This is a genomic window from Streptomyces erythrochromogenes, assembly GCF_040684695.1.
GTDB lineage: Bacteria > Actinomycetota > Actinomycetes > Streptomycetales > Streptomycetaceae > Streptomyces > Streptomyces erythrochromogenes_C.
This window is the reverse complement of sequence record NZ_JBFBGM010000011.1, coordinates 226,095-240,789: the sequence shown is the minus strand read 5'-3', so window position 1 is coordinate 240,789 and position 14,695 is coordinate 226,095. Positions and strand designations below refer to the sequence as shown.

11 protein-coding genes are annotated in these 14,695 nt (G+C 73.4%); 2 read left to right on the top strand and 9 right to left on the bottom strand.

Features of this window, described 5'->3' with window-relative positions; all coding sequences use genetic code 11:
• Positions 1–235: 235 nt before the first annotated feature.
• The 7 genes from AB0O53_RS19040 to AB0O53_RS19010 all read right to left on the bottom strand — a co-directional run bounded on the left by AB0O53_RS19040 (position 236) and on the right by AB0O53_RS19010 (position 8,478).
• The gene (locus AB0O53_RS19040) at positions 236–1,021 is read right to left on the bottom strand and encodes a class I SAM-dependent methyltransferase (protein WP_350993361.1); all 786 of its coding nucleotides are present in this window, start codon (positions 1,019–1,021) and stop codon (positions 236–238) included.
• A gap of 164 nt (positions 1,022–1,185) precedes the next feature.
• A complete protein-coding gene (locus AB0O53_RS19035) occupies positions 1,186–1,992 on the bottom strand; it encodes an ABC transporter ATP-binding protein (protein ID WP_365196894.1) in 807 nt (268 codons plus the stop codon).
• Between the two features lie 92 nt (positions 1,993–2,084).
• Positions 2,085–3,104, bottom strand: coding sequence for an ABC transporter ATP-binding protein (locus AB0O53_RS19030; protein WP_365196871.1), 1,020 nt, complete (start codon positions 3,102–3,104; stop codon positions 2,085–2,087).
• Positions 3,104–4,018: an ABC transporter permease gene (locus AB0O53_RS19025; protein ID WP_350993367.1), complete on the bottom strand. Its 915-nt coding sequence runs from the start codon at positions 4,016–4,018 to the stop codon at positions 3,104–3,106. The genes AB0O53_RS19030 and AB0O53_RS19025 overlap by 1 nt, the downstream gene beginning before the upstream one ends.
• A complete protein-coding gene (locus AB0O53_RS19020) occupies positions 4,015–4,983 on the bottom strand; it encodes an ABC transporter permease (RefSeq protein WP_365196891.1) in 969 nt (322 codons plus the stop codon). Before AB0O53_RS19020 ends, AB0O53_RS19025 begins: the two co-directional genes overlap by 4 nt.
• Positions 4,980–6,656, bottom strand: a complete 1,677-nt coding sequence (locus tag AB0O53_RS19015; protein WP_350993369.1) for an ABC transporter substrate-binding protein — start codon at positions 6,654–6,656, stop codon at positions 4,980–4,982. Before AB0O53_RS19015 ends, AB0O53_RS19020 begins: the two co-directional genes overlap by 4 nt.
• Before the next feature lie 109 nt (positions 6,657–6,765).
• Entirely contained in the window at positions 6,766–8,478 is a 1,713-nt protein-coding gene (locus AB0O53_RS19010) for an amidohydrolase (protein ID WP_350993371.1), read from the bottom strand.
• A gap of 127 nt (positions 8,479–8,605) precedes the next feature.
• Between AB0O53_RS19010 and AB0O53_RS19005 the strand changes: the two genes are divergently transcribed.
• Entirely contained in the window at positions 8,606–9,301 is a 696-nt protein-coding gene (locus tag AB0O53_RS19005; RefSeq protein WP_350993373.1) for a TetR/AcrR family transcriptional regulator, read from the top strand.
• A 202-nt stretch (positions 9,302–9,503) separates the two neighbouring features.
• Entirely contained in the window at positions 9,504–11,354 is a 1,851-nt protein-coding gene (locus AB0O53_RS19000) for a glycoside hydrolase family 15 protein (protein ID WP_365196867.1), read from the top strand.
• A gap of 74 nt (positions 11,355–11,428) precedes the next feature.
• On the opposite strand, the gene AB0O53_RS18995 is transcribed toward AB0O53_RS19000, so the two are convergent.
• Both AB0O53_RS18995 and AB0O53_RS18990 read right to left on the bottom strand, forming a co-directional pair.
• Positions 11,429–13,456 (bottom strand): prolyl oligopeptidase family serine peptidase, encoded by a 2,028-nt coding sequence (locus tag AB0O53_RS18995; RefSeq protein ID WP_365196864.1) that lies wholly within the window; start codon positions 13,454–13,456, stop codon positions 11,429–11,431.
• Between the two features lie 32 nt (positions 13,457–13,488).
• A complete protein-coding gene (locus AB0O53_RS18990; RefSeq protein ID WP_350993378.1) occupies positions 13,489–14,598 on the bottom strand; it encodes an AI-2E family transporter in 1,110 nt (369 codons plus the stop codon).
• Positions 14,599–14,695 lie beyond the last annotated feature (97 nt).

Below are 14,695 nucleotides of genomic sequence, written 5' to 3'. Positions count from 1 at the left end.
CGAGGGTTTCACCGCGCAACAGGATATGCGCTTCACTCACGGTCGTACCTCCTGGTGGCCCGTGCCGTTCCGGGGCCGTCTGGTGTGTAGGTGGGCGCGGACCTGCTGGAGTGGGAGCGGGCCGAGGGCCTGGACCGCTCCCGCCGGGCGGGCCTGAGCGGTGCCCGCGAGCGCGAACTCCTCGCCGCGCTCAGCCACTAGGCCGACCTGACCGGCCGGACCGGCCGGGCCCGGTTCAGCGCCGGGGCCTGGTGGCGACGGCGGCCCCGATGCGCAGGGTCCGGGCGTAGGTGCCGCGGGGGTCGTGGTCGAGCAGGGCCCGGCGCAGCTCCGTCTCGAAGGCGGCCATGCGGTCGCCCAGCCGGTCCGGGCCGGACGAGGCGAAGGAGAGCTGGAGGCCGATCACCTCGTCCACGGTGTGGCGGACGGGCTGCTCCCACTGGTGGGTCTCGACGCGGGAGAGCGGCGATTTGGCGAGGAGGTCGACCAGATCGTCCCAGTCGTCGGGGTCGGACTGCCCGGGCCCGACCGGGTCGAGGAAGCGTGCGCGCACCTCGTCGACCGCGCTCAGCCAGGCCGGGCGCGGGTCGCCGGGCCTGCGCAGGGACTCGACGACGGCGACCCCGCCCCGGGGAGCGAGCACCTCGTCCAGGTCGGCGAGCAGCGGCTCCCGGTCCATCCGGCGGAAGGCCCTGCCGATGACGCACAGGTCGATCCGGGGCAGGCACAGCCGGGTGATGCAGGCGTCGTCGCCGCGCAGCCACGAGATGTTCGCGACACCGCGTTCCTCGGCGAGCCGGGCTCCCTCGGCGAGCATCGCCGGCTCCGGGTCGACGGCGTACACGTGGTCGGCCAGCAGGGCCAGGGGCAGCCCGAGCGTGCCGGGGCCGGCGCCGAGGTCCAGTACGGTCTGGGAGCCGTCGAGCGCGAAGCGGTCCGCGAGCAGGGTGTGGAACTCCCGCGGGTACGGGGGCCGGTAGCGGGCGTAGTAGGGCGCGGCGGACGCGAACGGGGTGCTCATGGGGTCCTCCCTCCGGGGTTGCACCCGCCGATCGTGGAGCACGCGGCCGCCTTCCGCGTGCGGCAGACGCCCCGAATCCCCCGAACGGATGTCGGCGCGGGCCCCCGGGACGCCGTTTTCCCGTCACCCGGCGTTCCGGCGGCGTTCACCCGTCGTTTCCCGGCCTACGCCGGAGGGCGCTTCGGGTCGAGGGCCCGGCGGCGCGCTCCGATGGAGTCGGGGTCCCAGCCCGGGCGGGGTACCGATGCCAGCAGCAGCCGCGTGTAGGGGTCGCGGGGTGCGGCGAGGAGTTCGCCGACCGGGCGGTGTTCCACCGTCCGGCCCCGGTACATGACCAGGGCCTCGTCGCAGACGTAGCGGACCACGGCCAGGTCGTGGCTGACGAAGACCAGCCCGATGCCGGTGTCGCGCCGGATGTCCGACAGCAGGTTGAGGACCTGTGCCTGCACGGACACGTCCAGGGCGGACACCGCCTCGTCGAGCACGAGGACGGCGGGTTCGACCGCGAGGGCCCGGGCGATGGCGGCGCGCTGGCGCTGCCCGCCCGAGAGGTGGCGGGGCAGGGCGGCCGCCTCCCGGTCCCCCAGGCCCACTTGGGCCAGCAGCTCCCGTACCCGGGCCGTCCGGGCGGCCCGGTCGCGGGAGCCGTGCAGCCTCAGTACGCCGTCGATGGTCGCGCCGATGGCGATGCGGGCGTCCAGGGAGAGATAGGGGTCCTGGAAGACGATCTGGACGGCCTTGGCCCGGGCCAGCCGCGCCGCCTTCCCGCGCACGGAGTCGGCCTGCGGCCGGCCCTGTACGAGGATCCGGCCCGCGTCGGGGCGTTCGAGGCCGATGAGCATCCGGGCGGTGGTGGTCTTGCCGGATCCGGATTCGCCGACGATGCCGAGGGCGCCGCCGGGCCGGAGGGTGAAGGAGAGGTCGTCGACGGCGACGACCTCGGCGCCGCCCGTGCGGTAGGTCTTGCGCAGGCCGCTGACGTCGAGGAGCGCGGGGGCGGGGTCGAGGCAGGGGTCCGGGTCGGTTTCGGTGTCGGTGTCGGTGTCGGTGTCGGTGTCGGTGTTCAACGGTCCTCCTTGCGGGACGCGGGGGAAACCGCCGGGGACGGCGACTGCGCCCGCATCGGGGGGAGTTCGGCGGTGCGGTGGCAAGCCACCACGGCCGGTCCGTGCCGCTCCGGCCGGGGCGCGGACCGGTCGCAGCGGCCCGGCTCGGCGGACGGGCAGCGGGGGGCGAAGGCGCAGCCGGGGGCGGTCTCCAGCAGGCCCATGGGGGCGCCGGGCACGGGGGTGAGGCGGGTGAGCGGGCCGTGCAGGGGCGGGGAGGAGCCGAGCAGACCGGCGGTGTACGGGTGGCGGGGTGCGGCGAAGAGTTCCCCGACGGGTCCCGACTCGACGATCCTGCCCGCGTACATGACGTGGATCCGGTCGCTGACGGCGGCCGCGAGCTCGATGTCGTGGGTGATCAGGAGGATGCCGAGGCCGCGTTCGCGCCGGAGCCGGCCCAGGACGGCGAGGATCTCGGCCTGGGTGCTGACGTCGAGGGCGGTGGTGGGTTCGTCGCAGAGCAGGAGCCGCGGTTCGGTGGTGAGGGCGGCGGCGATCACCACGCGCTGCAGCATCCCGCCGGAGAGTTCGTGCGGGTACTGGTCCAGGTGGCGGGCGGGGTCGGGCAGGCCGACCGCGTCGAGGAGTTCGGCCGCGCGGGCCGCGGCCCGGGCCCTGGACCAGCCGTGGACCAGGCGCAACGGCTCGGTGAGGAAGTCCCCCACGCGGCGTACGGGGTTGATGGCGGCACGGGGGTCCTGGTAGATCATCGCGGCCTTGGCGGTGCGTACGTCGCGCAGGCTCGCGGCGTCGGCGCCGACGAGGTCGGTGCCGGCGACGCTCACCCGGCCCGTGACGGCGGCGCCGGCGGGGAACAGGCCGAGAGCGGCGCGGGCGGTGACCGACTTGCCCGAGCCGGATTCGCCGACGAGGGCGACGACTTCGCCGGCCTCGACCCGCAGGTCGATGCCGTCGAGGATCGGCCGGGCCGTGCCGGGCAGGGTGACGCCGAGCGCGTCGTATGCGAGGAGCGGCATCAGGAGTCCCTCCCGGCGAGCCGGTCGCCGAGGCTCTCCCCGACGACGTTGAAGGCGACGACCACCAGGACGACGGCCACGGCCGGGGCGATCGCGGACAGCGGCTGCCCCTGGAGGACGGCGGCCTGGGCCTGGTTGATCATGGCGCCCCAGTCGGGGGTCGGCGGCTGGACGCCGAGCCCGAGGAAGGAGAGTGCGGCGAGGTCGAGCAGGGCGTATCCGAAGTTCACCGTGGACTGGGCGAGCAGGGTCGGGGCGATGTTGGGCAGCAGCCTGCGGACCGTGACGAAGAGGGCGGAGTGCCCCTGGACCCGGTAGGCGGCGATGTAGGGCCGGGCCTTCTCCTGTACCGCGAGGCCGCGCACCAGGCGGGCGGTGTACGGCATGTAGGCGATGGCCATGGCGATGACGGGTGCGGTCATCCCCTTGCCGAAGAGGGCCACCGCGAGGATCGCGAGCAGCAGCGCCGGGAATGCGAACACGATGTCGAGGACCCGGCCGGTCACGGCGTCGACCCAGCCGCCGCGCCAGGCGGTGAACAGGCCGACGGCGATGCCCAGGACGGTGGAGAACACCACGACGGCGAGGGGGCCGGCGAGGCTGGTGCGGGTGCCCGCGATCAGCGCCGAGAGGGTGTCGCGGCCGCCCTGGTCGGTGCCCAGCCAGTGGTCGGGGCCCGAGCCCAGGAGGGTGTCGCCGAGCCTGCCGAACGTCGGGTCGTGGGGGGTGAGCCAGGGGGCCAGCAGCGCCACCAGGACGAAGAGGATCAGGAGGGCCGCGCAGGCCTGTCGGAGCGGGCCGCCGCCGAGGACGCGCAGTCGGGCCAGGGGGCGGCCCGCCCCGGCGGCCGGTGCGCTGGGTGCCGTAGGTGCGGTGGATGCCGTAGGTGCGATGGGTCCGGTGGGTGCGGTCATCGTGCACTCCCCGGTGCCGCGGTGCGCGGATCGATCAGCGGGTGCACCAGGTCCACGAGGGCGTTGACCACGACGAAGGCGGCCACGACCAGCAGCACGATCGCCTGGACGACCTGGAAGTCGAGCTGGTCCACCGACTGGACGAGCAGGGAGCCCACTCCGGACATCCCGAAGGCGGTCTCGACGATGGCGGTGCTGACGAGCATGCCGGACACCAGGAGGGCGGAGACCGTCACGATCGCGCCGAGCGCGTTGCGCAGGACATGGCGCCGGATGACGGTCCGGCGGGGTGTTCCGCGGCTGAGGGCGACCTCGACGTGCTCGCGGCGCAGTTCGTCGAGCATCGCGGAGCGGGTCACGCGGGTCACCAGCGCCACGAAGGTGACGGACAGGGCGGCGGCCGGGAGGACCACGTGGTGGAGCCGGTCGAGGAGGCCGGTGCCGTTGCCGATGGTCGGGAACCAGCCCAGCTGCACGCCCAGTACGGATCGGAGCAGGAGGGCCGCGACGAAGGCGGGCGCGGCGGCCCCCACGGTCACCAGCAGCATCAGGGTGCGGTCGGTGCGCGACCCGCGGCGCAGGGCGCCGACGATGCCGGAGCCGATCCCGAAGACCGCGATCATCAGGGCCGATGTGCCGATCAGCAGCAGGGACGCGGGCAGCCGCGACCAGATGACGGAGGCGACGTCCTGGTGCAGGAGGTACGAGCGGCCCAGGTCGCCGTGCAGGACGCCCTCCAGCCAGTGCCAGTACCGGACGAGGAACGGCTCGTCGAAGCCGTACTGACGGCGGATCTCGGCGAGTTCGCCGGGTCCGGCGCTGCGCCCCTTCACCAGGAAGGAGGCGGGGTCGCCGGGGGCCAGGAACAGCGAGGAGAAGACGAGGAAGGAGGTGACGAGCAGGGTCGCCGCCATGCCGGCCAGTCTGCGCAGGACGCGTGCGGCCCGAGCCGCGACGGCCGTCATCCGCTCGCGCCGATCTCGGCGGCCCACGGGTAGTACAGGTAGGCGATGGAGGGCTGGACGCCGGTGATCCGCTTGCCGAGGAAGACGCTCACGGGCTGGGTGTAGAGGGGCAGCCAGGGCAGTTCGCGCAGGGCGATGCGCTGGGCCTCGGCGTTGGCGGCGGTGTGCTCCACGGGGTCGTGGGCGGCGACGGCCCGGTCGACGGCCGTGTCGAAGGCGGGGTCGGACCAGCCGCCGTAGTTGCTGAACGCGTCGCTCCGCAGGACCCCGTACATGTCGAGCGGGTCGGTGATGGAGGTGTTCCAGAAGGTGAGGAAGAGGTCGACGCCCTCGCGTGCGGCCGGGTCGGTGAAGAGCGTCGAGTACTTCTCGGCGGAGACGGAGTCGATCTGCGGCTTGAGCCCGATGGCCGTGGCGGCCTGGGCGACGGCCTGGGTGATGATGGTCGTCTGGGAGTCCAGCGGGCTCGTGGCGATCACGACCTTCTGGCCGTTCACCCCGGCTTCGGCGGCGAGCGCCTTCGCCTTGGCGGGGTCGTAGGGGTACCGGGGGAGGTCGCGCTGGATCGCCTCGCGGGTCGCGGCGGGGGCGTCGTTCCAGAGGTTGTCGGTGACGAGGGAGTGGGCGACCTCTCCGACGCCGCCGACGCCGGCCTTGAGGATGCCCTCGCGGTCGATGGCCATGAGGAGGGCCCGGCGCACCCGGGCGTCGCCCAGCGGGCCCTTGAGGTTGCCGACCACCTCGTCGGCGACGGTGGTGTTGCGGCCGAAGTAGAGCGTTCCGGCGGCGGTGTCGCGCAGCGCGGCGTACGCGTCCGCCGGGACCATCCAGCCGCCGTCGACCTCGCCGCTCTGGAAGGCGTTGACGCGGGTGGTCGCGTCGTTCAGGAAGACGAACTTCACTTGGCCCGCCCGGGCCTTGAGCGCCGGGTTCCAGTAGTCGCCGAAGCGTTCCAGGGTGAGCGACTGGCCCGGGGCCCATGAGCCGAAGGAGAAGGGGCCGGTGCAGTTCACGCCGGTCCGCGGATTGCCGTAGTCGTTGCCGGACGTGGCGAGGGTGGCTGCGGACTCCACGGTTCCGGGGCCGGCGGCGAGGTACTTGTTGAAGGTGGAGTCGGGCTGCGTCAGGGTGACGGTGACCTCCAGCGGCCCGGTGCGGTCGACCGACTTGACGTTGCGGAAGGGGTTGGCCCAGACGCTTGCCGTCCGCGGGTCGAGGTTGCGGCGCAAGGAGGCCACGACGTCGTCCGCGGTGAGCGTCGTCCCGTCGTGGAAGCGGACGCCGGGGCGGATCTGGTAGACCCAGGTGGTGGGGGTGGGGTTGGTGTAGGAGGTCGCGAGGTTCGGCGAGGTCGTCAGGTCGGGGTTCCAGCGCAGCAGGCTCTCGCAGACGTTGGCGAGGATCTGGTTGGGCGGGAAGTCGTAGGCGTGGGCGTAGTCGAGGGTGGTCGGCTCCGCGTAGATCGACCAGGTGAAGGAGTCCACGTCGCCGGCGGGGGCGGGGGTCTTGTCGGTGAGCCGGAAGGCGGTGGCGGCTCCCTGGCCCTGGGCGGTGGTGCCGGGCCCGGTGCAGGCGGTGGTGACGAGCAGCATGCCGGCGGCGAGGGCGGCCGCCGCGGCGTTGCGGACCGCGCTGCGTCGGCGCAGCGGCGTTCCCGATGTGGCTGGTGACATCGTCTGGCTCCCTGAGGGATGGGCGTGGAGGGGTGGGTGGTGCGCGGCCGGTGGCGGCGGGCCGGTGGGTGGCAGGCCGGGGGGTGGCGGGCCGAGGGGCTCGCGGTGGTCAGTCCTTCGCGGTGAAGACGGGTTCGCCGTCGAGGTAGGTCCGCAGCACGCGGGTGTCGGCGATCTCCCCGCCGGGGTGGGCGAAGGGGTCGCGGTCGAGGACGACCAGGTCGGCGTACTTGCCCGCCTCGACCGTGCCGGTGACGTCGTCGAGGTGGTTCACCCAGGCGCTGCCCGCGGTGTAGGCGGTCAGCGCCTGAGCGAGGGTCAGGGACTGCTCCGGGAAGAACGGCGGCATGGGTCCGGAGGTGCGGGCCGGGTCGAGGTCCTCGACCGGGACGGCGCGGTTCACGGCCACGTGGATGCCCCAGAGGGGGTTGGGGCTGCTGACGGACCAGTCGCTGCCGGCGACGAGGCGGGCGCCCGCTCGCCGCAGGTCCCCGAACGGGTACTGCAGGGCGGCCCGTTCGGGTCCGAGGAAGGGGATGGTGAGCTCGTCCATCTGCGGTTCGTGGGCGGCCCAGAGCGCCTGGATGTTGGCGGCGGCGTCCAGGGCCGCGAACCGGCCGATGTCGTCGGGGTGGACGAGTTGCAGGTGGGCGAGGTGGTGGCGGTTGTCGTTGGCCCCGTTGGCCGTACGGGCCGCGGCGAGGGCGTCGAGCACCTCGCGCACGGCGCGGTCGCCGAGCGCGTGGAAGTGGAGCTGGAAGCCGGAGCGGTCGAGCCGGGTCACGGCCTCGGTGAGCAGTCCGGGGTCGATGAAGCTCAGGCCGGAGTTGGCCGTGGCGCAGCCGCAGCGGTCGAGGTAGGGCTCCAGCAGGCCGGCGGTGAAGTTCTCCGCGATGCCGTCCTGCATGATCTTGATGCTGGTGGCGTCGAAACGGCCGGCGCGTCCGGTGCGGCGGCGTTCCTCCAGCTCGGGGATCTGTTCCAGGCCGCGTTCGCGGTCCCACCACAGGGCGCCGACGACGCGTGCGCGCAGCGAGCCCTCGCGGGCGGCGCGCAGGTAGACGTCGTAGTTGTCGGGGTTGCCGGGGAACGCGCCGATCATGGCGTCCTGCCAGCCGGTCACCCCGAGGGAGAAGAGGTGCTCCTGGGCGGCGAGGAGGCCGGCGTGCGCCTCGTCCGGTGTGGCGATGGGCACGTGGCGGGCGACGAGGTCCATGGCGCCCTCCTGGAGGGTGCCGGCAGGGGTTCCGTCCGGCTCGCGCTCGATCCGGCCGTCGACCGGGTCCGGGGTGGTGCGGTCGACGCCGGAGCGTTCGAAGGCGAGGGTGTTGGCCCAGGCTCCGTGCCCGTCCCGGTTGGTGAGCATCACGGGCCGGTCGGGTACCACAGCGTCGAGCATGGCGCGCGTCGGCGTGCCACCGGGGAAGGCGTCCATGGACCAGCCGCCGCCGCGGATCCACGACGCGCCGGGGTGCCGCCGGGCGTAACCGGCCACGACCGCGAGGTAGCCGTCGATGGTGCGCTCCGCGCTCAGGTCGCAGCCGAGCATCTGCACGCCGGCCACGACGGGGTGGACGTGCGCGTCCTGGAAGCCGGGGGCGAGCAGTCCGCCCCGCAGGTCGACCACCTCGGTGCCGGCGTCCGCGAGGGAGCGCACCTCGCTCTCTCCGGCGACGGCGAGGATCCGTCCGCCGGCGACGGCCACGGCGGCCTCGACGGGGGCCGGACCGGTCCCGGTGAAGACCTTTCCCCCCACGAACACGGTGTCGGCCCGCTGCCTGTTCCTGAACATCGACTTCTCGGACATCGACTTCTCGGACATCGACGCATCCTCCGGCTCGGCGGGCGGACCCGCACGGCGTGTTGTTGAGGAGGAGTGAACGGGAGCGCAACATTGTTGTCAACGGTGTTGCGCCGGCTCCGTTCCAAATCGATACACTGACCGCACCATGCCGAAGCCATCCGACACACCGGCCCGTTCCAAGCGCGCGGGCAGCCAGCTCACACCGGACGCGATCATCGAGGCGAGCCTGCGCATCGCGGCCCGCGGCAGCGAGGACGCCTTCACCGTCCGCCGCCTCGGCGAGGAACTCGGCGCCGACCCGACGGCGATCTACCGGCACTTCCGCGACAAGGACGAGCTCCTGCTGTCCGTCGCCGACCGCACGCTGGGCGAGGTCCTCGACAGCATCCCCGAGGGCCTCGACTGGAAGGGGCGGCTGCGGGCTCTCGCGGACGGCTCGCTGGAGGTCGCGCTGAAGTACCCGGTGGTCGGGTCGACCATGGCCAGCCGGACCACCCGGCGGCCGAACGAGTTCCGGGTGGTCGAGCTCATCCTGGGCGCCGTGATGGAGGCCGGGCTCGACGGCGCCGAGGCGGCCGTCCACTACCGCATGGTCGGCGACTCGCTCCTCGCGTACGTCGGCCAGCGCGCCGCCTACCTGCTGTTCGACCCGGACGTCCGGGCGGCCGACGAGGCCTCCTGGAGCCGCGAGTACCGACTGGTCGACGCCGAGGGGTTCCCCCACATCACCCGACTGAGCACGCAGCTGGCCGAGGTGACGGACGACGAGATCTTCCTGGCCCGGGTCGAGGCGCTGATCACCGCGATCGAGAAACGGGTCGAGACGCTGCGTACGGCCTGAGTCCCCTCCGTCCGTCCCCTCCGTCCGGAGTGCGGTGGTCACGGCCGCGGTGCACGCTGGAGGGGACGAAGCACGGTGGCAGCCCCGGACGCCGCGGACCCTGGCGATCCCGGGCTGTCGCGGCACCGGGGCACGGGCCGGGAGGCGCCACCCCGGCCACGTGCCGGATCCCGGGACCCCGGTCCGAGCGAGGGAGCCACGTGTGAACGCATACCCGCCCATCGCCGACCACGGAATGGTCGGCGATCTCCAGACCGCCGCCCTCGTGTCCTCGCAGGGCACGATCGACTGGTGGTGCACACCGCGTTTCGACTCCCCCAGCGTCTTCGCCTCGCTCCTCGACAGCGAACGCGGGGGCTACTGCAGGCTCGCCGCCGACCTCGCCCACGAGCCCGGGACCGTCGTCCGCCAGCTCTACCAGGCGGACACGGCCGTACTGGTCACCCGCTACATGGGCCCCGACGGGGTCGGTGAGGTCGCCGACTTCATGGTCCCGCTGGAGACACCCTCACCGACCCCGCGACACCGCCTGGTACGGGTGGTGCGCGTGGTGCGGGGCAGCCTGGACTTCAACCTCGAATGCCGCCCGCGGTTCGACTACGGGCGCGCCCCCCACACGCTCGAGGAGGTCGACCGGACGTCCGTGGTCTTCCGGGGACCGGGCAGCACACTGCACCTGCAGGTCGCCGGGGCCGGTGGCCCCATCGTGCTGCGGCGCGACGGAGACGACCTGACCTCCCGCTTCACCCTGGCCGCCGGGGACGTCGCCGCCGTGGTCCTGACCAGCGACGCGGAGGACGGCCCCGCGCCGCCCCCGCTGTCGGCCGAGGGCATCAGCGCCGAGCTGCAGGCCTGCCGCACCTTCTGGCACACCTGGCTGCGCTCCTGCACCTACCGCGGCCGCTGGCGCGACATCGTGCACCGCTCCGCCATCACCCTCAAGCTGCTCACCTACGCCCCCACCGGCGCGCCGATCGCCGCGCTCACCATGGGGCTGCCCGAACAGGTCGGCGGCGAACGGAACTGGGACTACCGCTTCACCTGGGTCCGGGACGCCTCCCTCTCCGTCAAGGCCCTGATCGACCTCGGGTTCGCCGAGGAGGCGGCCGCCTTCCGCCGCTGGCTGCTCGACCGGCTCGACGCCGGCGGCACCGCCTCGGGCGAGCCCCTGCAGATCATGTACCGCATCGACGGCGAACCCCACCTGACCGAGGAGATCCTGGACCACCTCGACGGCTACGCGGGCTCCAAGCCGGTCCGCGCCGGCAACGCGGCCGCCGACCAGATCCAGCTCGACATCTACGGCGAGGCCTCCGACGCCCTGGCCCAGACCCGCGACATGGGCGGGATCAAGGGCTGGACGGCGTACGCCGACGTGCTGGACTGGCTCGCCGACAACTGGGACCGTCCCGACGAAGGCATCTGGGAGACCCGGGGCGGCCGCCAGAACTTCACCTTCAGCCGCCTCATGACCTGGGTGGCCTTCGAGCGGGGCATCCGCCTGGCCTCCGCGTTCGCCCGGCCCGCCGACGTCGACCGGTGGCGCAAGGTCCGCGACGCCGTCTTCGCGCAGATCGTCGAGCGCGGCTGGAACGCGGACAAGCAAGCCTTCGTCCAGCACTACGACACCGACGTGCTGGACGCCTCGCTCCTGCTCATGCCCCGGGTCGGATTCCTCTCCCCCACGGACCCGATCTGGCTCAGCACCCTCGCCGCCATGGACCGCGAACTGGTCAGTGACAGCCTGGTCTACCGCTACAACCCGGAGGCCTCCCCCGACGGGCTGCGCGGCTCGGAGGGCACCTTCAACCTCTGCAGCTTCCTCTACGTGGAGGCGCTGGCCCGCGCCGGCAAGCCGCAGGAAGCCCGCTACGCCTTCGACAAGATGCTCACCTACGCCAACCACGTCGGCCTGTTCGCCGAGGAGATCGGCCCGTCGGGCGAGCAACTGGGCAACTTCCCGCAGGCGTTCACCCACCTCGCGCTGATCGCGGCGGCCCTCGCCCTGGACGAGCAGCTCGACAGGGCGGAAGCGGGCGGCACCGGCGGCTGACGCCACCGCTCCGGGGCCGAGAGGTCACCGCGGGCGGCTGCCCCGGAGCGGCGGTGCGCGCCCTGGACGGCCGTTCACGTCGAGGGGGTCAGGCGCTCCCACAGGAAGGTGTGGACGAGGGCCTCGTTGAAGGCCGTCTGGCGGTGGTCGGTCGCGCCCGCGTGACCGCCGCCGAGGTGCTCGTGGAAGAGCACGGGATGGCCGGCCTCGCGCAGCCGCGCCGCCATCTTGCGGGCGTGGCCCGGGTGGACGCGGTCGTCGCGGGTCGAGGTCAGCAGCAGGAGCGGCGGGTACGCGGGTCCGTCCGTCCGGATCCGGTGGTACGGGGAGATGTCCTCCAGGTGGGGCCGGTCCGCCGGGTCGTCGGGGTCGCCGTACTCGGCGATCCAGCTGGCGCCGGCGAGCAGCTTGTGGAAGCGGAGCATGTCCAGCAGCGGCACGTGCGCGACGACCGCGCCGAACAGCTCCGGTTCCCGGGTGAGCATCGCGCCCATGAGGAGGCCGCCGTTGCTGCCGCCCTCGATGCCCAGCTGGGCCGGGGTGGTGATGTCCCGGGCGACGAGGTCCCGGGCGACGGCGGCGAAGTCCTCGTACGCCCGGACCCGGTTCGCGCCGAGCGCCGCCCGGTGCCAGGCGGGCCCGTACTCGTGCCCGCCGCGGATGCCGGCGACGACGTAGGTGCCGCCGCGCGCGAGCCAGGCGCGGCCGGTGACCGCGCTGTACGACGGGACCATGGAGATCTCGAAGCCGCCGTACCCGTAGAGCAGGGTGGGACCGGGGCCGGACCGTTCCTCGGGTCCGACGACGAAGTACGGGACCCGGGTGCCGTCCGCGGAGGTCGCGAAGAACTGGCTCACCGCGAGGCCGGCGGTGTCGAAGAACGCCGGGCTCTGCTTGACGGGCTCGCTGTCCTCCTCGCCGCCCGCCGTGCCCCGGTAGAGGGTGGAGGGCTGGAGGAAGCCGGTGACGAGGTGGAAGTACTCGTCGCCGACGTCCGGGTCGGTACAGGTCACCGAGGCCGTGGACAGCGGCGGCAGGCCGGGCAGCGGTGCCCGGTGCCAGCCGTCGGGGCCGGGGGTGAGCAGCTCCAGGCGGGAGGAGACGTCGGCCCGCGTGCCGAGGACGAGGTGGTTGCGGGTCCAGCTGTGTCCGGCCAGCGCGGTGCGCTCGTCCGGGGTGAACAGCACCTCGGCCTCGCGGGCTCCCGCCAGGAAGGCGTCGAGGTCGAAGGCGAGCAGGCTGCCCGCGGGGTGCCCGAGCCACGGCGTCCTGGTGGTGACGGTCAGCCATTCGCGGTGGACGGAGGCGTTCGCGTCGTCCGGTACGTCGATCTTCACGGGCGCGGCGGAGGCGTCACCGGGCAGGAGGAACAGCTCCTGGTTCCAGAAGTCGATCTGCCGGTGGACGAAGTCCCGCTCGTAGCCGGGGGTGTCGTCGTGCCAGCCGGAGGCGGACAGGTCGGACGGGCCGCCCTCGTAGACGAGCTCGGCGGATTCGAGGGGGGTACCGCGGTGCCAGCGGCGCACCTGGAGCGGGTAGCCGGAGGCGGACATCGAGCCGGTGCCGAAGTCCGTGCCGATCCAGACCCGGTCCTGGTCGATCCAGCCGATCCGGGTCTTGGCCTCGGCGACCGTGAACCCGTCCGTGACGAACTCCAGGGTCTCCAGGTCGAACTCGCGCACGACGCAGGCGTCGGCGCCGTCCCGGGAGAGCAGGACCAGGGCGTGGCGGTGCTCGGGGGCCAGGACCCTGCTGCCGGCCCAGGCCCACTTCTCCCCCTCGGCCCCGGCCAGCGCGTCCAGGTCCAGGAGCACCTCCCAGGCCGGGTGGTCCGTGCGGTACTCCTCCAGCGTGGTGCGCCGCCACAGGCCCCGTACGTGGTCGGCGTCCTGCCAGAAGTTGTAGAGGTGGCCGCCGCGCCGGACGACGTGGGGGATCCGGCCGTCGTCGTCCAGCACCTCGCGCATCTCCTGCTGGAGCACCTTGAAGCCGGGGTCGCCGGTCAGCGCGTCCACGGTCTCGGCGTTGCGCTCCCGGACCCAGGCGAGGGCGTCCTCGCCGGATACGTCTTCCAGCCACAGGTAGGGGTCTTCATCACTCATCAGGCGATTGTGCAGGAAGCGGACCGGCCGGGTCACTCGTCGGCCGGGCGCGGGTCCTCGCGGAGGCTCTCGCGCCGGTCCTCGCCCCCGCCCTCGCCGAGGCCGTCCTGCCGGGCCTCGCGCAGGGCCGAGTGGACCGACCAGGCGACGGAGACCAGCGGGACCGCGACCACGGCGCCGACCACGCCGGCCGCGATCGCGCCCGCGACCACCGAGATCGCCACGACCAGCGGATGGAGGCGGACCGCCCTGCTCATCACCAGCGGATGCAGCAGGTGTCCCTCGATCTGGCCGATGATCACGATCAGCGCGACGACGATCCCCGCGACGAGGGGCCCCTTCGCGGCGAGGGCGACGACCGCGGCGACCGCCAGCGCCACCGGCGACCCGATGAGGGGGATGAAGGCCGCGAAGAACTCCAGCAGCGCCAGCGGGACGGCCAGCGGGACCCCGAGGAAGTACAGGGCCAGCCCGACGAGGACGGCGTTGGTCGCCGCGACCACGACGATCCCGTGGGTGTAGCCGGTGAAGGTGCGCCAGCCCGCGCGCCCGGCGATCGTGACGCGCTCCCGCGCCGTGCCGGGCAGCTGGTCGCAGAACCACGCCCACTGCCGGTCGCCGCCGTGGAGGAAGAAGAAGGAGCAGAAGACCGCGAGGGCGAGGACCGTCAGGACGTGGACGAGCCGCCCGGCTCCGCTGACCGCCTGGCTGAGCACCGTGGAGCGGTGGCTGGAGAGGTACTCGCCGATCCGGGACTGCACGTCGGAGAGCGCCTGCGGATTCAGCCGGAAGGGCGGCTTCTCCAGCCATGCCTCGATGCTGGCCAGTCCTTCGCGGAACTCCCGGGCCAGGGTCGTGCTCTCCCCCGCCACCGCCTCGCCGACCAGGGTCAGCACGCCCAGCAGGAGCAGCGCGCTGCCCATCAGGCTCAGGGCGACGGCGATCGTCCGGGGCACGGAACGGGCCAGGCGCCGGGTGGGCGTCCACAGCAGCGCGGTGACGACGAGGCCGAGGAAGACGGCGACGGCGATCTCGTGGAAACGGCCGAGCAGGGCGAAGACCACGTAGACGGCGGCGCCGACGACCAGCAGGCGCCAGGCGTAGGACGCGGCCGTACGCAGGAACGGTGACACCGGCGGCATGGTCCATGGGTGCCACGGCGGGCCCGCGTTGCCACGCCCCGCGCCCCGGATTCGCCCGTCCGGGGCGGGCGGCCGGCGGGGGGCGTCGTGCCGGCCG